This window comes from Luteimonas padinae (assembly GCF_014652935.1).
Lineage (GTDB): Bacteria > Pseudomonadota > Gammaproteobacteria > Xanthomonadales > Xanthomonadaceae > Luteimonas > Luteimonas padinae.
Genome location: NZ_BMZT01000006.1, coordinates 121,828 through 139,349, shown reverse-complemented (window position 1 = coordinate 139,349; position 17,522 = coordinate 121,828). Strand labels below are relative to the sequence as shown.

Genomic DNA, 17,522 nt, shown 5'->3' with positions numbered 1-17,522 from the left:
GGCGCTCCTACAGCTTCGCGGCCTTGCGCAGATCTTCGGCCTTGTCCGTCTTCTCCCAGGAGAAAGCGGTGGCGGTGTGCTGCTTGCCGGCGGCGTCGGTGTAGCTGATCTCCTGCGGCTTGCGGCCGAAGTGGCCGTAGCTGGCGGTGCGCTGGTAGATCGGGTGCACCAGGTCCAGCATCTTGATGATCCCGTACGGGCGCAGGTCGAAGTGCTTGCGGATCAGCTTCTCGATCACCTCGTCGGACACCTTGCCGGTGCCGAAGGTGGTCACCGAGATCGAGGTCGGCTCGGCCACGCCGATGGCGTAGCTCACCTGCACCTCGCAGCGGTCGGCCAGGCCGGCGGCGACCACGTTCTTGGCGACGTAGCGCGCGGCGTAGGCGGCCGAACGGTCGACCTTCGACGGGTCCTTGCCCGAGAACGCGCCGCCGCCGTGGCGGGCCCAGCCGCCGTAGGTGTCGACGATGATCTTGCGGCCGGTCAGGCCGCAGTCGCCCACGGGGCCGCCGATCTCGAACTTGCCGGTCGGGTTGATGTGGAACTTGGTGCCCTTGTGCAGCCACTTGGCCGGCAGCACGGGCTTGAGGATCTCCTCGCGCACGGCCTCGATCAGGTCCTTCTGCTTCACGCCCGGGGCGTGCTGCGTGGACAGGACCACCGCGTCGATGGCGACGGCTTCGCCATCCTCGTAGCGCAGGGTGACCTGGCTCTTGGCGTCCGGGCGCAGCCACGGCAGCGGCGAGTTCTTCTTTTTACGCACCTTGGCCTGCTGCTCCACCAGGCGGTGGGACAGATGGATTGCGGCCGGCATGTAGCTCGAGGTCTCGTTGGTGGCGTAGCCGAACATCAGGCCCTGGTCGCCGGCGCCCATTTCCTCGGGCTTCTTGCGGTCCACGCCCTGGGCGATGTGCGGCGACTGCTTGCCGATCAGGTTGAGCACGCCGCAGGTGGCGCCGTCGAAGCCGACGTCCGAGGAGTCGTAGCCGATGTCGAGGATCACCTTGCGGGTCAGCGCCTCGAGGTCGATCCAGGCGCTGGTGGTGATCTCGCCGGCGACGATTGCCACGCCGGTCTTCACCATGGTCTCGCAGGCCACGCGTGCGCCCTTGTCCTGGGTGAGGATGGCGTCGAGCACGGCATCGGAAATCTGGTCGGCGATCTTGTCCGGATGGCCTTCGGAAACCGATTCGGAGGTGAACAGGGTGCTGGACATCGGCCTTATATCCCTTGATTCGGATGAAAAGATGGGCGCGCATGATACACGGGCGGGGGCGCAGGCGCATTGTGCAGCCCGCGGACCGTTCAGGCGAGCGGCGCCGGGGCCGGCCGATGGCCATCAGGGCGGCTGTCACTGCGCCGCCGCAAATCCGAAACCCGGCTGTCGCGCTGCCGGCGCACGCTGCAGTCCCAGACGAGGGGAACGTCCGGGGACACATGCCACGGCTTGAGGAACACCTGCACCAGCGCTGGCCGCACTGGTTCCGCGGCCGCCGGGCGCGGCTGGCGCGGCCGCTGCTGCGCGGCATCGGCCGCTGGTCGGGCTTCGACCGCATCGAGGACTTCCTCGCCTCGCATGGCCATCTGCGCGGCTTCGAGTTCGTCGCCGCCGCCCGCGACTTCCTGCAGCTGCGCTACGAGGTCGATCCCGAGGAGCTGCAGCGGATCCCGTCGCGCGGGCGCCTGCTGGTGGTCGCCAACCATCCCTCCGGCGCGCTCGATGCGCTGGCGCTGCTGGACTGCATCGGCCGGGTGCGCCGGGATGCCTGCATCGTCGCCAACGACCTGCTGTCGCTGGTCGAGCCGCTGGGCGAACTGATGCTGCCGGTGCGCATCCTCGGCGGGCGCGTGGGCGCGGACAGCCTGGCGGCGATCGAACGCGCCCTGCGCGAGGAGCGCTGCGTGATCATCTTCCCGGCCGGCGAAGTCTCGCGCCTGGGCCCGGGCGGCGTGCGCGACAGCCGCTGGCGCCGCGGCTTCCTGCGCTTCGCCCGCGCGACCTCTGCGCCGGTGCTGCCGGTGCGGGTGGAGGCGCGCAATTCGCCGCTGTTCTACGGGGTCTCGGCGCTGTACAAGCCGGCGGCCACCGCGCTGCTGGCACGCGAGATGTTCGCGCGCCGCCAGCGGCCGCTGCGCCTGCGCGTGGGCTGGCCGAAGGCGATCGCGCCCGATGCCGACACTGCCGAAGTCCTGCGCGAAGTGCGGCGCACGCTGTACGCCATCGGCCGCCGCAGCGAGGCGCGCGTGGCCGGGATGGCGCCGATCGCGCCGGCGCTGCCGGCGGCGCAGGTGCGCGCGGCGATCGCCGGCTGCGAGCGCCTGGGCGAGACCGGCGACGGCAAGCAGATCCTGCTCGCCCGCTTCGAGGGCCCGCGCGCGCTGGAGGCGCCGCTGCTGCGCGAGCTGGGCCGCCAGCGCGAGATCGCCTTCCGCAGCGTGGGCGAGGGCACTCGCCAGGCCCGCGACCTCGACGGCTACGACGCGCACTACGAGCACATCCTGCTCTGGGACGAAGCCGCCTCGCGCATCGCCGGTGCCTACCGGGTGGCGCGTGGCAGCGAAGCGCTGGCGCGGCGCGGGCTGGACGGGCTCTACACCGCCTCGCTGTTCCGCTACGCCGACGACGCCATCCCGCGCATCGCCGAGGGTCTCGAACTCGGGCGCAGCTTTGTCGCGCCCGACTACCGCGGCGGGCGCAGCCTTGACTATCTGTGGCAGGGCATCGGCGCCTACCTGGCCGCGCGCCCGCGGCTGCGCTACCTGTTCGGCGCGGTGTCGATCAGCGGTGCGCTGCCGCGCGAGGCGCGCGAGCAGCTGGTCGCCTACTACCAGCGCTACCACGGCGCCGGCGAGGCGCTGGCCACGCCCGGCCGCCCCTTCGAATATTTCGCCGCGCCGCCGTGCTTCGGCGCGCTCGACGCCACCACCGCCTACGGCGTGCTCAAGGCCAACCTCGCCGCGCACGGCGCCAGCGTGCCCACGCTGTACCGCCAGTACACCGAGCTGTGCGAGCCCGGCGGCGCGCGCTTCCTCGCCTTCGGCGTCGATCCCGCGTTCAGCGATTCGATCGACGGCCTGGTCGAGGTCGACCTGCACCGCATCCGTCCGCAGAAGGCCCGGCGCTGGCTGCGCCGCGAAGGAGAGCAGGCATGAAGAGCGTCACCAGCGTTCCCCCGCCGCCGCCGCGCCGCGCGGTGTTCCTGTCCGACGTCCACCTCGGTTCGCGTCATTGCCACGCGGCCGAGCTGGCGACCTTCCTGGAAGGCCTGCGCTGCGAGCGCCTGTACCTGGTCGGCGACATCATCGATCTCTGGTACCTGGCGCAGCGGCGGGCGAGCTGGAGTGCGGCGCACAATCGGGTGGTCGAGGCGCTGCACGCGCTCCGCCACGCGGGCACCACCATTGTCTACGTGCCCGGCAACCACGACCGTCCGGCGCGCCGCTTCTGCGGCCTGGCGCTGCCGGCGATGCAGGTGCGCCGCCGCACCATCCACACCACCGCCGACGGCCGCCGCCTGCTGGTGGTCCACGGCGACGACTACGACGGCATCACCCATTTCGGCAGCCTGCAGGAGAAGTTCGGCGACTGGCTCTATTACCGGATCCTGAGCGGCAACAAGTGGCTCAACCGCGCGCGCCAGAAGCTGGGGCTGCGCTACTGGTCGCTGTCGGAGTTCCTCAAGCGCCGCAGCAGCGCCGCCGAGCGCTACATCGAACGCTTCGTGCAGGCGGGCTTCGACGATGTCCGCCGCCGCGGCCTGGACGGCATCGTCTGCGGCCACATCCACCGCGCCGCGCTGATCCAGCGCGACGGCCTGATCTATGCCAATGACGGCGACTGGGTGGAGAGCCTGACCGCGCTGGTGGAAGAGCCCGACGGCACGCTGCGCCTGCTGTCGCACCGCGGAGAGGTGCTGGCGGAGCTGGCGCCTGCGCGACGGGAAGCGACCGTCGCGGCGCCGGAGCCCGTGCTGTCCGAGGCTGCCTGAGCACGGAGCAGCCTGAACGCAGGTGGCTGCGCGGGCGGCCCGATGCCGGCGCACGGCCATGGCCACATCCGTCGCTGGGTTAGCATTCGCACATGGATTCCCTGACCCAGATCGTCCTCGGCGGCGCCGTCGCCGCCGCCATCGCGCCGCCGAAACATCGCCGTGTGGCACTGCTGGCCGGCGCCGCGCTCGGCACGCTGCCCGACCTCGACTCGCTCCCCATCGCGCTGTTCACCGACGACCCGGTCGCGCTGATGACCCTGCACCGCGGCTTCAGCCACTCGCTGTTCGTGCTGCCGCTGGTGGGCTGGCTGCTCTGGGCCTTCTTCCGGCGTCGCGGCGGGCGCGTGGCGGAGTCACCGAAGCGCTGGTTCTGGGCGATCCAGCTCGCGCTGCTGACCCATCCGCTGCTCGACGCCTTCACCGTCTACGGCACCCAGCTGCTGTGGCCGCTGCCGTGGAAGCCGGTGATGTGGTCGAGCGTCTTCATCATCGACCCGCTGTACACGGTCTGGCTGCTGCTGGCCTGCATCGCGGCCTTCTTACTGCGCGAGCGCGTGGCCGCGCAGCGCGCACTGGCCGCGGGCCTGGTGCTGAGCACGGCCTACCTGGGCTGGTCGCTGGCGGCGAAGTCCATGGTCGAGCGCGACGCCGGGCAGGCACTCGCGGCGATGGGTCTCGACGATGCCCCGCGCTTCTCGGTGCCGACGCCGTTCAACACCCTGCTGTGGCGGGTGGTGGCGATGACGCCGGACGGCTATGTCGAGGGCTTCCGCTCGGTGGCGGCCGACGAGGGGCCGATGCGCTTCGAGCCGCATGCCTCCGACGTCGAGGCGCTGGCCGCGGCCGCCGAGGTGCCCGCCGTCGCCCGCCTGGCCTGGTTCAACCACGGCTTCATGCGCGCCAGCGAGATCGACGGCGAGCTGGTGGTCAGTGACCTGCGCATGGGCAGCGAGCCGGACTACAGCTTCAACTTCGTCGTGGCCGAGCGCGACGGGGGCGCGCAGTGGCACGGGGTGGCGCCCAGGCAGCTGTCGCTGGACTGGGCCGGCATGCGCAGCCAGTTGCCGGTGGTCTGGGCGCGCATCTTCGACCCGGGGGTCGAGCTGGGGCCGGACGGCTGCCAGTCCCAGTCGTGCTGAAGCCGGCCGGGCAGGCGGGTTCGGGAATGCATGGCCGCTATTGTTTCTTGAATGGAACAATCAGTGATTTGAGTGAATATTTTCATCATTGATGCAGTCAATATCATGGGGCGCGTCCGCTTCTGAACCCCGGAGAGCCCCATGAACAATCCCGTCATCCAGTCGCTGCGCAAGCGCCGCAGCCAGTACAGCCTTGGGAGGAACCTGAGCCAGTCCCCGGCCGAGATCGAGGCCCTGATCAAGGAGGCCATCCGCTGGAGCCCGTCCTCGTTCAACTCGCAGTCCTCGCGCGCGGTGATCCTGTTCGGTGCGCAGAGCGAGCGCTTCTGGGAGCTGGTCCGCGAGTCGCTGCGCCCGCTGGTGCCGGCCGAGGCCTTTGGCGGCACCGAGCAGAAGCTCGCCTCGTTCGCCGCCGGCGTCGGCACGGTGCTGTTCTACGAGGACCAGGACGTGGTGAAGGGCCTGCAGGAGCAGTTCGCGCTGTACGCGGACAACTTCCCGGTGTGGTCGGAGCACTCCACCGGCATGGCCCAGCTCGCGACCTGGACCGCGCTGGCCGAGGCCGGCATCGGTGCCAGCCTGCAGCACTACAACCCGGTGGTGGACGAGGCCGCGGCCCGCGAATGGAGCATCCCGGAAAGCTGGAAGCTGCGCGCGCAGATGCCGTTCGGCTCCAACGAGGCGCCCTTCGCGGAGAAGACCTTCATCGACGACGCGGAGCGCTTCAGGGTCGTCGCCTGAGCAGGCGGCCGCGCGACGCGCGACGTCGCCGGCCGTTCCGTGGAATCGTGGCGGACCCCGGGCCCCGGCCCGGGGTTCCTGCGTTGCGGGTCGTGCTCAGGCCGCCGACGGCAGCCGGGGAGCAGGGTCGGCGGCCAGCGCGTCGAAGTAGTCGCGGGTCAGTTCCAGCTGCTCGCGTGCGGTCTCCGCGCGGTTGACCACCGCGCGGAAAGCCGCGTTCTCGGGTCGGTCCTTCGCGTACCAGCCCAGGTGCTTGCGCGCGATGCGCACGCCGGAAGGCTCGCCGTAGAAGGCATGCAGCGCTTCGAGGTGGCCGAGCAGGATGTCGCGCACCTCCTGCAGTGTCGGCGGCGGCAGCAGCTCGCCGGTGGCGAGGAAGTGCGCGACTTCGCGGAAGATCCACGGCCGCCCCTGCGCCGCACGGCCGATCATCACCGCGTCGGCGCCGGTGTGGCGCAGCACGGCGGCGGCCTTGTCGGGCGAGTCGATGTCGCCGTTGGCGAGCACCGGGATGCGCAGCCGCGACTTCACCTCGGCGATGGTGTCGTACTCGGCGACCCCGGTGTAGTGCTGGTCGCGCGTGCGGCCGTGCACGGCCAGCGCCTGGATGCCGCTGTCCTCGGCGATGCGCGCGATCGCCACCGCGTTGCGCTGGCCGGCGGCCCAGCCGGTGCGGATCTTCAGCGTCACCGGCACGTCCACCGCGTCCACCACCGCCGACAGGATTCGCGCCACCAGCGCCTCGTCGCGCATCAGCGCCGAGCCGGCCCAGGCATTGCAGACCTTCTTCGCCGGGCAGCCCATGTTGATGTCGATGATGCGCGCGCCCTGGTCGACGTTGTGGCGCGCGGCGTCGGCCAGCTGCGCCGGCTCGGTGCCGGCGATCTGCACGCCGACCGGGTCGGGTTCGCCGGCGTGGTCCATCCGCCGCAGCGACTTCTCCGTGCCCCAGAACCTGGGGTCGGAGATGGTCATCTCGGACATCGCCAGCCCCGCGCCCAGGCGCTTGCACAGCAGCCGGAACGGCTTGTCTGTCACGCCCGCCATGGGCGCGAGGACGACGTTGGGGGCGATGTCGTGGGAGCCGATGCGCATGCGCGCATTGTCGCCGATCGCGGTGCGGCGGGCCGGCGTGCGCCGGCCGTCGCTCAGCGCCGGAGGTGGTACAGCTCGAAGCGGTCGCCTTCCGCGTCCAGCACCATCAGCAGCTCGCGCGGGCCGATCCGGAGCAGCCGGCCGGCGCTGTCGTGCTCGCCGGGCACGGTCGTGCCGGGCGTGGCGACGCCACTGTAGCGGCGCGGCGATTCATCGTTCACCGTGCGCGCGCCAAGGAACACGAAGCCCGCGCCGTCCATCGGGTAGAGCCGCCCGCTGCGCCGCTGCGACCCGCTGGTCTTGGCGAACCGGTAGCTGGCGTCGCCGGTGCCATCGGCGTCGATGGTGGCGTCGAAGTAGGGATAGACGAAGCCCTGGCCGCCGGTGACCTGGATCGAGCGCACGCGCCAGGCGCCGCCGATGTCGCCGGGCTGGAGCGGCTCGCGCGCGCACTCGAGCAGCACGCGGGCGTGGTGCGAGCCTTCGTCGTCGCCGGTGGCCGCGGCCGTGGCCCGCGCCACGGCGTCGTCGACCACGGCGCGGTGCGCGGGCAGCACGACGGCATGCCAGCCGCGCGGCGTGTCCGGTTCCGCCTCGGGCGGGAGTGCCGGCTCCGGCGCCGGTGCGGGGCCTGGTGCCGCCGGAAGGTCGGGGGATGCCGCGGCCCCGGGGGCGCCGGGACGGGCCCCGGAGTCCTGTGTGGGACGTGGATCCGCCGTGCAGGCGGCGAGCAGGGCCAGCGTGGCGGTGGCGATCAGGGCAGGCTTCACGGGCGTCTCCGCGGTCATCGTTCATCGACCGCGCACGGTGGCGTGCCCGCCATGAGTCGGCAGTGAACCCGGGCGCGTTGGCGGCGGTCGCGGTTCAGGCGTCGGGAAAGCGCGAGGCGACCTCGTCGGCCCGCGGCATGGACGCTGCCGCGCCCGCGCGCTCGGTCGACAGCGCGGCGTAGCGCGTCGCGTAGCGCACGTGGGTCGCGAAGGGCAGCGCCGCCCCGCGCGCCAGCGACGCCGCCAGCGCGCCGTTGAAGGCGTCGCCCGCACCGGTGGTGTCGACCACGTCCGCCTTGGCCGCCGGGCAGCGGTAGTGCGGGCTTTCGTCGCCGTGCAGGCTGTCCTCGCGGTGCGAGACGAAGCAGCCCGCGGCGCCCAGGGTCAGGACCACGGTGCCGCGAGGCAGCAGGGTGCGGCAGAGCCGGTGCAGGTGCTCCTCGTCCATGCGCGCGAGCGTGCCGGGTTCGATGTCGCCGCCGCAGTGGCGCGCAAGCAGGCCGGCGAACTCGGTCTCGTTGGGCGTCAGCACTTCGGCCACCGCCAGCAGCTCGCGGCTGCAGGGGGCGTTGGCCGGTGCCGGGTTGAGCACGGTGTGTGCGCCGTGGGCGCGGGCCCGGCGCAGCGCTTCGACGATGGCATCGAGCGGCGATTCCAGCTGCGCCAGCACCACGTCGGCGGCGGCGATCGCCTCACCCTGCGCGGCCACGAAGTCCGGCGACAGCGCGGCGTTCGCCCCCGGGCCGATGACAATGCTGTTGGCGCCATCGTCGTCGACGTAGATGCCGGCGGTGCCGGTGGCGGCTTCGCTGTCCTGGGCGCGCAGGTCGATGCCGTGCGCGGCGGCCAGACGGCGGGCCAGGCGCCCGCCATCGTCGTCACCGAGCGCGCAGACGAAGGTGGTGTCGGCACCGGCCAGCGCCGAGGCCACGGCCTGGTTGAAGCCCTTGCCGCCGGGGCCGGTGGAGTACTCGCCGGCCAGGGTCTCGCCCGGGCGCGGCAGCGCGGCGCAGTGCCAGACGTGGTCGACGTTGAACGAGCCGGCGACGACGACGCGCGACATCCCGCGTCCTCAGGCGCCGATGTGGGTCAGCACGCCGGCGATCGTGGCGGTCATCAGGGTGGCGATGGTTCCACCGAGCACCGCGCGCAGGCCGAAGCGCGCCAGGTCCTGGCGGCGGTCGGGCGCGAGCCCGCCGATGCCGCCGATCTGGATGGCGATCGAGCTGAAGTTGGCGAAGCCGCACAGCGCGTAGGTCGCGATCAGGCGGCCCTCGTCGCTGAGGCTGACGCCGTCGACGCGGCCGTTCACGATCTCGGCAAGCTGCAGGTAGGCCACGAACTCGTTGATCACCACCTTCTGCCCGATCAGCGAGCCGACGGTGCCGGCGTCCGCCCAGGGCACGCCGATCAGCCAGGCCAGCGGCGCCAGCACATAGCCGAAGATCGCCGCCAGGTCGGTGGGCTTGCCGATGGCCGCGGCCACGCCGGTGACCTCGCCCAGCCAGGTCAGCGGCGCGTTGATCATCGCGATCAGCGCGATGAAGGCCAGCAGCATGGCGCCGATGTTGAGCGCGAGCTTCAGGCCGTCGCCGGCGCCCGCTGCGGCGGCGTCGATCACGTTGCTGGTGGTGTTCTCGACCTCCATCCTGACCGTGCCGCGGGTCAGCGGCTCGCCGGTCTCGGGGATCAGGATCTTGGCGATCACCAGCGTCGCCGGCGCGGCCATGATCGAGGCGGCGAGCAGGTGCTTGGCGTAGTAGGCCTGCTGCGCCGGATCGCCGGCGCCGAGCATGCCGACGTAGGCCGCCAGCACGCCGCCGGCGATGTGCGCCATGCCGCCGATCATCATCGTGATCAGCTCGGACTCGGTCATGCGCGAGATATAGGGGCGCACGGTGAGCGGCGCCTCGGTCTGGCCGATGAACACGCTGGCGCAGACGCTGGTGGTCTCGGCGCCGGAAACGCGCATGACCTTGGTGATCGCCCAGGCCATGGCGCGCACCACCATCTGCATCACGCCGAAGTGGTACAGCACCGCCATCAGCGAGGCGAAGAAGATGATCGTCGGCAACACCTGGAAGGCGAAGATGAAGCCGTAGGTGTTGACGTCCATCAGGCTGCCGAAGATGAACTCGGAGCCGGCGTTGACGAAGCCGAGCACGCGCACGAACAGCTGGCCGAGCCAGTCGAACACGTCGCGCCCGCCGGGCACCAGCAGCACCAGTGCCGCGAACGTGATCTGCAGGACGATGCCGGTGCCGACCAGCTTCCAGTCGACCCGGCCCTTGTTGTTGGAGAACAGCCAGGTGATGCCGATGAGCACGGCCAAGCCGAAGAGGCCGAAGCCGATCCGAGTCAGAACATCCATCGTGGAGCCGATCCCCTGGACCTGCCGCAGGTGCGCGGCGACGGGGCAGCGTAGTGCAGGGCGCCGGGGCGGGCAACCGCGCTCAGGCGTCGCGGGCCACGATCCGGTTGCCGCCGGCGGCCTTGGCGCACTTGAGCCGGCGGTCGGCGCAGCCCAGCAGGCTCGAGGTGCTGCTGCCGTCCTGGGGCCAGGCCGCGAGGCCGGCGCTGAAGGTGAAGGCGAATGCGTCCTGGCCGCGCTCGGGCAGGAACGGGCGCTCGACCAGGGTCCGGCGCAGGCGGTCCAGGCGCTCCCAGGCGCTTCCGGCCGGGCCGTGCAGCAGCATCACGAACTCCTGCCCGCCGATCCGCGCCAGGGATTCGTTGTCGGCCAGGATCTCGCCCATGGTCGAGGCGATGTGGCGCAGGGCGCGGTCGCCCGCCTGCGGCCCGGCCTCGTCGTTGACGCGCTTGAACCGGTCGATGTCGAGCAGCACCAGGGTCAGCGACGCGCCCGAATTGCGCGCGTTGGCGAAGACGTGCGGCATGCGCTGCAGCAGCCAGGCGCGGTTGGGCAGCCCGGTGAGGGCGTCGTGGCCGGAGGTTTCCACCAGCGCCTGCATGTGGCGCACGGCGACCGCCGCCAGCCCGGTGGCCAGCGCCAGCAGCAGCAGGCGGACGGAGATGCCGGTCGCGTCGGGCAGCGTCGCAAGCGTGGCGTCGGGCCGCGCGTCGCCCATGTGCACCGCCAGCGCCAACACCCCGTACTGCAGCAGCGCGAGGCCGCCGGCGTAGAGCGTCAGCCGGCCATCGGCGCGCAGCGCGGCCGACCAGACCACCAGCAGGTAGAACGGCCACGCCGCCATGCCGCCGGTTGCCAGTGCCGGATCGCGCAGCGCGCATGCCACCAGCGCGGCGGTCACCAGGTTGATGTCCCAGCTGCAGGATGCGTAGGACAGCCAGGGCCGCGGGTTGCGCGCGAGCACCAGCCAGCCCAGCGCCACTGCGTTGGCGAACACCACCGCGCCGAGGGAGGCGAGGATGCCGCCCGTCGCTGCGCCGGTGGTGGCGGCGAGCAGCGGCAGCGGCAGCGCCAGCACGGACAGCAGCAGCCGCACGCGCGCCACCAGGCGTTCACCGCCGGCGCCCAGCCTGCGCATGACCTGGTCCGGCGGCGCCAGCAGGCGCCGCAGCGTGTCGCGGATTCCGCCGTCGCTGGCGTGCATCGTCCGTGCTCCCGTCCCTGCGGGGGAGGATAGCGCGGCGGGCACGCGTAGACTGCGGGTCCCGCAGCGCGATGGAGCCGTCGACGATGGAATACCGCAGGCTTGGCAGCTCCGGCCTCGCGCTGTCCGCGCTCTCGTTCGGCACCTGGACCACGTTCGGCGGCGCCATCCCGCGCGCCGAGGCCCGCAACCTCGTGGCGGCCGCCTGGGATCATGGCGTCAACTTCTTCGACAGCGCGGAGAACTACGCGCACGGCGAGGCCGAACGCATGCTCGGCGACGTGATCGCCGACCTGCGCCTGCCGCGCGACGGCTACGCCGTGTCGAGCAAGGCGATGTTCGGTTCGGCGGCCGAGCCCCTGCCGCTGCAGCGCGGACTGTCGCGCAAGCACCTGCACGATGCCTGCCACGCCGCGCTGAAGCGCCTGCGCGTGGACTACCTGGACCTGTTCTTCTGCCATCGCCCGGATCCCGAGGTCCCGATCGTGGAGACGGTGGCCGCGATGGATGCGCTGGTGCGCCAGGGCAAGGTCATGTACTGGGGCAGTTCGGAGTGGCCGGCGGCGCTGGTGCGCGAGGCGCATGCGGTCGCGCGCGCCCACCACCTGCAGCCGCCGACGATGGAGCAGCCGCAGTACAACCTGCTGCACCGCCGGCGCGTGGAGCTCGAATACGCGCCGCTGTACGCCGAACTCGGCCTGGGCCTGACCGTGTGGTCGCCGCTGGCATCCGGCGTACTGGCGGGGCGGTACGGCGATGGCGTTCCGGCCGGATCGCGGGCGGCGCGCGAGGCCTGGATGCGCGAACGCCTCGCCGGCGACGAAGGCGCGGTGCTGCTGGAGCGCGCCCGGCGCTTCGCCGCCCTCGCCGCCGGGCTCGGCGTGGAGCCCGCGGCGCTGGCGATCGCCTGGTGCCTGCGCAATCCACACGTGTCCAGCGTGATCCTCGGCGCCAGCCGGGTGGAGCAGCTGCGCGCCAACCTTGGTGCGCTGGAACTGGCGGGCCGGCTCGACGAGGGTGCCTGGAGCCGCGCGGAGGCGATTGCGGCGGCCTGAGCACCTGCCTGTTGACAGGCAAATGAGAATCATTAGCATCGGCATCTCCTATTGATGAGGTGCCCGCCATGCTTGCCTCCCACGCCCACCCGTCCAGCTTCGAGACCGCGGCCGACCTGGCGTCGCCGGTGGCGCACGCCGCGCCCTTCGCCCAGGCCAGTGAGGTGGACAGCGCCCGCCTCCTGCACGGCCAGCGCGAACTGCTGATCCGCCACGGCAACGAGGTCTACCGCCTGCGGCACACGCGCAACGACAAGCTGATCCTCACCAAGTAGCCCGCGCCGCCGCGATGCCGCGGCACCCACCACCGGATTTCCGGCTGCAAGCACCCCCGGCCCCGCCGGTCGCCAGCTCGCCGCGCCACCCCAGCGAGTTCCCATGCGACCCATCCGGCTTTTCCTGGCCCTCGGCCTGCTGCTGCCCGCGTTCGCGCAGGCGCAATCCTCCGTCCCGGCCGCCGACGCGCCCGCCGGCGCCACCCCGGCCACCGCCGCGTCCGCGCAGGCCGCGGTCGAGTTCGACCGCGTGGTCGTGACCGCCACCCGCACCGCGCGCGTCGTCGCCGACGTGCCCAACACCGTCGACGTCATCGACCGCGAGCGCATGGACGAGCTGCTGGTGCGCGACCTCGCCGACCTCTTCCGCTACGAACCCGGCATCACCGTCGGCACCGGCTTCGGCCGCTACGGCATCGGCGACATCCGCATCCGCGGCCTGGGCGGCAACCGCGTGCGCATCCAGACCGACGGCATCGCGGTGTCGGACGCCTTCCTGATCGGCAGCTTCTCGGATGCCAACCGCAACTTCGTCGACCTCGACACGCTCAAGCGCGCTGAAGTGGTGCGCGGGCCGGGCAGTTCGCTGTACGGCTCGGATGCGCTGGGCGGCGTGGTGTCGTTCATCACCAAGGACCCGTCGGACTACCTCGCGGAAGGCAAGGATGCCTACTTCGGCATCCGCATGGGCTACGAAAGCGACTGGGAGGGCCTGTCCGGCGGTGCCACCGCGGCTTTCGGCGGCGACCGCTGGTCGGGGCTGGTGGCCGTTGGCCACCGCCAGGGCAAGGAGCCGGACAACAAGGGCAGCAACGACGACGTCGAGCAGACCGTCGTCGACGGGGTCATGGCCCATCGGCGCACGCGCCCCAATCCCCAGGACCGCGATGGCCGCAGCCTGCTGGCCAAGCTGATGTTCGCGCCCGATGCCGAACAGCGCTTCCGGCTGACCGTCGAGGGCAACGAGGACAGCGCCGATACCGACATGTACACCGCGCGCGGGCGGCAGGGGCTCACCGGCGCCGACAACGACCGGGTGCTCGCGCGTGACCACCAGACCCGTGCGCGGCTGTCCTTCGGCCACGAAATGGATGCCGTGGGCGCCGGCTTCGCCGACAGCCTCGACTGGCAGGTCTACCGCCAGGACAGCGAGACCACGCAGCACACGGTCGAGGAGCGCACCCTGGCCCCGCCGACGCTCGCGGACATCCGCGAGCGCGAGTTCACTTTTGACCAGCGCGTGTACGGCCTGCAGCTGAACCTGCGCAAGGGCATCGAGACCGGCAGCGTGCGCCACGACCTGGCCTATGGCCTGGACATCTCGCGCACCCGCACCCGGCAGAAGCGCGACGGCCTGCGCATCTTCCCGCTCACCGGGGTCGAGACGCCGGTGATGCTGCCCGACGTCTTCCCGGTGCGCGACTTTCCAAGCAGCCGCACCACCACCGCCGCCTTGTACCTGCAGGACGAGATCAGCTTCGCCGACGGCAGCTTCCGGCTGATCCCCGCGGTGCGCGTGGACCGCTACGAGCTCGAACCGGACATCGACGCGATCTTCGCCGAGGACAACCCCGGCTTCGTGGCCAGCGACCTCACCGAGACCCAGGTGTCGCCGAAGCTGGGCGCGGTCTGGCATTTCAGCGGTCCCTGGTCGCTGTTCGGCGGCTATTCCCGCGGCTTCCGCGCACCGCCCTACAGCGACGTCAACATCGGTTTCACCAACGTGATGTTCGGTTACACCGCGATCGCCAACCCCGACCTCAGGCCGGAGACCAGCGACGGCCTCGAGGCCGGCCTGCGCTACAACGGCGACGCCGTCTACGCCAGCCTGTCGGGCTACTACAACCGCTACGACGACTTCATCGAGTCCATGGCCTTCGTCGGCTTCAACGACGCGGGGCTGATGGTGTTCCAGTCGCGCAACGTGTCCGAGGCGGAGATCCACGGCGTGGAGTTCAAGGCCGGGGTGGACTTCGGCCAGCTGTCGCCGGCCTGGGACGGCCGGTCGCTGCGCGCTTCGGTGGCCTGGTCGCGCGGCGAGGACGAGACCAGCGGGCAGCCGCTGGAGGGCGTCGATCCGCTGACCGCCAGCCTCGGCCTGGCCTGGCGTGGCGAACGCTGGGGCGCCGAGCTCGCCGGCCGTTTCGCCGGCAGGCGCGACCGCCTGCCCGAGGCGCCGGAGGGCAGCACCTAATTCGAAAGCCCGGGCCACGCCGTGCTCGACCTGTACGCGCACTGGAACTTCGCGCCGGGCGCGCGCTTCGACGTCGGCGTGTTCAATCTCGCCGACCGCAAGTACTGGAATGCCGGCGCGCTGCCGCTGGTGTCCGGAAGCAGCGCGACGATCGACCGCTACAGCGCGGCGGGCCGCAACTTCGCCGTCAACTTCTCGGTGGAGTGGTAGCCATGGCCCTGCCGCTGCCATCGGGGCTGTCCGCGCTGGATGCCGTGCTGTGCCTGTACCGCGCGCAGCAGGGCTGTGAACTGGCCGGCTGGTCGCAGGCGGTGCATGCCTGCACCTGCAGCGGCCCGGACAGCGAGGGGCTGCGCGAGCAGGTGGTGTTCTTCGACCGCGACGGCCGCTGCTGCTGCTGGCGGCTGTGCCTGCTGCCCGACACCGACTTCCTGGCCTGGGAGGAGATGTCGGCACGGCTGCCGGCCGCCACCCTTGCGCCGCGGTCCGGAGGCATCGGCGAGCGCCTCGATGCCGACGCCATCTCCATCTCTGTGAGCAAGGGCGATCGCCGTCTGCGCGACCAGCGCCAGCGGCCCGCAACGGTGCATCGCCTGCCGGCGCGTGCCGCGAACAACGTCATTCCACTTTTCAGGCCCATCCCCGGAGCGCAAGCATGAAACCGCAAGCCACCATCCTCATCCTCCTCGCGGGCCTGGCCGGCGCCGCGTCCGCCCAGGAGGCGGCGCGCGGCGCCGACCCGGCCGCCGATCGCAAGGCGATCCTGGCCATGCTCGGCGAATACGACGTCGACTTCGCCTTCGACGAAACCGTGCTGCTTGCGCCGGGCTACGAGCGCGCGCCGGCGCAGCGCAGCGGCGGCAGCGAAGTCGTGATCCTGGTCGAGGACAGCGCGCGAGCCGACGGCACGCCGCGGCGCATCGTGTTGCAGCACATCCTGGTCGACCCGAAAAGCGGGCACGTCACCAAGCATTGGCGCCAGGACTGGACGTACGAGGCCACGCAGCGCTTCGAGTTCAGCACCGACCAGACCTGGCGCGTGCGCCCGCTGCCGCCGGAGAAGACCCGCGGCGCCTGGACGCAGTGCGTCTACGAGGTCAGCGATGCGCCGCGCTACTGCGGCACCGGCAAGTGGAACCACAAGTACGGCGTCGCCACCTGGACCTCCGACCGCACCTGGCGCCCGCTCCCGCGCCGCGAATACACCAGGCGCGAGGACTACAACGCGATGAACGTGGAGAACCGCCACACCATCGTGCCCGGCGGCTGGACCCACGAGCAGGACAACACCAAGACCGTGCGCGCCGCGGACGGTTCCACCGAGCGCACCATCGCCCGCGAGTACGGCTTCAACGACTACCGCAAGGACACCGACGTCGACTTCACCCCGGCGCACGACTACTGGAAGGCGACCGCCGGCTACTGGGAGCGCGTGCGCGCGCGCTGGGACGCCTTCCTGGAGGACGGCCGTGGCCTGCACCTGAAGACGAAGATTGACGGCATGGCCTTGATCATGCCGCTGTTCACCCAGGCGGCCGAAGTCGAGGCGGGCAAGGCCGTGCCCGACGCCGACATCGACGCCGCGTTCGCGGAGTGGGTGGACGACGTGCCCGCGGAGACGGTCGCGACCGCGCGCTGAGCCCTGCGATTCCGGTCTGGGCGGTCACAGTCGCCGCCCGGGTCGCGTCTATACTCCAAACCACTGGCAGGGAGGGGTATGACATGGGCGGAGGGACCTTCATCGCCGCGGTGCTCGCGGTCGCATTCATCGTGTTCTTCTTCAAGATGGTCCGCATCGTGCCGCAGGGCTTCGAGTGGACCGTCGAGCGTTTCGGCAAGTACACCCACACCCTCTCGCCGGGGCTGCACCTGCTGATCCCGGTGGTGCAGGCGGTGGGCCGCAAGGTCAACGTCATGGAGCAGGTGCTCGACGTGCCTTCGCAGGACGTGATCACCAAGGACAACGCGGTGGTCAAGGTCGACGGCGTGGTGTTCTTCCAGGTGCTGGACGCTGCCAAGGCCGCGTACGAGGTCGCCAACCTCGAGGTCGCCACGATCGCGCTGGTGCAGACCAACATCCGAACCGTGATCGGCTCGATGGACCTCGACGAATCGCTCAGCAACCGCGAGACCATCAACGCCCAGCTGCTCAACGTCGTCGACCAGGCCACCAACCCGTGGGGCATCAAGGTCACGCGCATCGAGATCCGAGACATCCAGCCGCCGCGCGACCTGGTCGATTCCATGGCGCGGCAGATGAAGGCCGAGCGCGACCGTCGCGCGGTGATCCTCGAGGCCGAGGGCACGCGGCAGTCGGAGATCCTGCGCGCCGAGGGCGAGAAGCAGGCCGCGATCCTCGAGGCCGAGGGCCAGAAGGAAGCCGCCTACCGCGAGGCCGAGGCCCGCGAGCGCCTGGCCGAGGCCGAGGCCAACGCCACGCGGATGGTGTCCGACGCGATCGCCGCCGGCGACGTGCAGGCGATCAACTACTTCATCGCGCAGAAGTACGTTGAGGCTTTCAAGGAACTGGCCACGGGCCCCAACCAGAAGTTCGTGCTGATGCCGATGGAGGCCAGCGGGGTGATCGGTTCGATCGCCGGCATCGCCGAGCTGGCGAAGGAGGCGCTGGGCAAGCAGCAGGTCGAGACCCGCAGGCGCACCGACCCCGCGCGATCGGGGGGCTGAG

15 protein-coding genes and 1 pseudogene are annotated in these 17,522 nt (G+C 71.3%); 10 read left to right on the top strand and 6 right to left on the bottom strand.

The window, feature by feature from the left end; genetic code table 11:
* Positions 1–7 precede the first annotated feature (7 nt).
* A complete protein-coding gene (metK, locus tag IE168_RS08580) occupies positions 8–1,216 on the bottom strand; it encodes a methionine adenosyltransferase (protein WP_189497232.1) in 1,209 nt (402 codons plus the stop codon).
* A 221-nt stretch (positions 1,217–1,437) separates the two neighbouring features.
* On the opposite strand from metK, the gene olsF reads away from it, so the two are divergent.
* The 4 genes from olsF (at position 1,438) to IE168_RS08560 (ending at position 5,872) form a co-directional block, all read left to right on the top strand.
* Positions 1,438–3,153 carry a bifunctional ornithine lipid synthase OlsF gene (olsF, locus tag IE168_RS08575; RefSeq protein ID WP_189497230.1) on the top strand — a complete coding sequence of 572 codons (1,716 nt, stop codon included), beginning with the start codon at positions 1,438–1,440 and terminating at the stop codon, positions 3,151–3,153.
* Positions 3,150–3,989 (top strand): UDP-2,3-diacylglucosamine diphosphatase, encoded by an 840-nt coding sequence (locus IE168_RS08570; RefSeq protein ID WP_189497228.1) that lies wholly within the window; start codon positions 3,150–3,152, stop codon positions 3,987–3,989. Before olsF ends, IE168_RS08570 begins: the two co-directional genes overlap by 4 nt.
* Positions 3,990–4,081: 92 nt before the next feature.
* Entirely contained in the window at positions 4,082–5,131 is a 1,050-nt protein-coding gene (locus IE168_RS08565) for a metal-dependent hydrolase (RefSeq protein ID WP_189497226.1), read from the top strand.
* 141 nt (positions 5,132–5,272) lie between these two features.
* Positions 5,273–5,872 (top strand): nitroreductase family protein, encoded by a 600-nt coding sequence (locus tag IE168_RS08560; protein WP_189497224.1) that lies wholly within the window; start codon positions 5,273–5,275, stop codon positions 5,870–5,872.
* A gap of 96 nt (positions 5,873–5,968) precedes the next feature.
* Here IE168_RS08560 and dusB read toward each other — a convergent pair whose 3' ends face one another.
* The 5 genes from dusB to IE168_RS08535 form a co-directional block, all read right to left on the bottom strand.
* Positions 5,969–6,967, bottom strand: a complete 999-nt coding sequence (gene dusB, locus IE168_RS08555; RefSeq protein WP_189497222.1) for a tRNA dihydrouridine synthase DusB — start codon at positions 6,965–6,967, stop codon at positions 5,969–5,971.
* Positions 6,968–7,020: 53 nt separating this feature from the next.
* Positions 7,021–7,737 (bottom strand): DUF4893 domain-containing protein, encoded by a 717-nt coding sequence (locus tag IE168_RS08550; RefSeq protein ID WP_189497220.1) that lies wholly within the window; start codon positions 7,735–7,737, stop codon positions 7,021–7,023.
* Positions 7,738–7,831: 94 nt separating this feature from the next.
* Positions 7,832–8,800 carry a ribokinase gene (locus IE168_RS08545; RefSeq protein ID WP_189497218.1) on the bottom strand — a complete coding sequence of 323 codons (969 nt, stop codon included), beginning with the start codon at positions 8,798–8,800 and terminating at the stop codon, positions 7,832–7,834.
* Positions 8,801–8,809: 9 nt separating this feature from the next.
* Positions 8,810–10,108 (bottom strand): NupC/NupG family nucleoside CNT transporter, encoded by a 1,299-nt coding sequence (locus tag IE168_RS08540; protein WP_189497216.1) that lies wholly within the window; start codon positions 10,106–10,108, stop codon positions 8,810–8,812.
* An 82-nt stretch (positions 10,109–10,190) separates the two neighbouring features.
* Positions 10,191–11,312: a GGDEF domain-containing protein gene (locus tag IE168_RS08535; RefSeq protein ID WP_189497214.1), complete on the bottom strand. Its 1,122-nt coding sequence runs from the start codon at positions 11,310–11,312 to the stop codon at positions 10,191–10,193.
* Positions 11,313–11,398: 86 nt separating this feature from the next.
* On the opposite strand from IE168_RS08535, the gene IE168_RS08530 reads away from it, so the two are divergent.
* The 6 genes and pseudogenes from IE168_RS08530 to IE168_RS08505 all read left to right on the top strand — a co-directional run bounded on the left by IE168_RS08530 (position 11,399) and on the right by IE168_RS08505 (position 17,521).
* Positions 11,399–12,367 carry an aldo/keto reductase gene (locus tag IE168_RS08530; RefSeq protein WP_189497212.1) on the top strand — a complete coding sequence of 323 codons (969 nt, stop codon included), beginning with the start codon at positions 11,399–11,401 and terminating at the stop codon, positions 12,365–12,367.
* 68 nt (positions 12,368–12,435) lie between these two features.
* Positions 12,436–12,642: a hemin uptake protein HemP gene (locus IE168_RS08525; protein WP_189497210.1), complete on the top strand. Its 207-nt coding sequence runs from the start codon at positions 12,436–12,438 to the stop codon at positions 12,640–12,642.
* 103 nt (positions 12,643–12,745) lie between these two features.
* Positions 12,746–15,046 (top strand): annotated as a pseudogene (locus tag IE168_RS08520) (TonB-dependent hemoglobin/transferrin/lactoferrin family receptor).
* A 2-nt stretch (positions 15,047–15,048) separates the two neighbouring features.
* Positions 15,049–15,495, top strand: coding sequence for a hypothetical protein (locus IE168_RS08515; protein ID WP_189497207.1), 447 nt, complete (start codon positions 15,049–15,051; stop codon positions 15,493–15,495).
* Positions 15,492–16,475, top strand: coding sequence for a DUF6607 family protein (locus IE168_RS08510; protein WP_189497205.1), 984 nt, complete (start codon positions 15,492–15,494; stop codon positions 16,473–16,475). The genes IE168_RS08515 and IE168_RS08510 overlap by 4 nt, the downstream gene beginning before the upstream one ends.
* Positions 16,476–16,558: 83 nt before the next feature.
* Complete coding sequence (locus tag IE168_RS08505; RefSeq protein ID WP_189497203.1) at positions 16,559–17,521, top strand: SPFH domain-containing protein; 963 nt, start codon at positions 16,559–16,561, stop codon at positions 17,519–17,521.
* Position 17,522 lies beyond the last annotated feature (1 nt).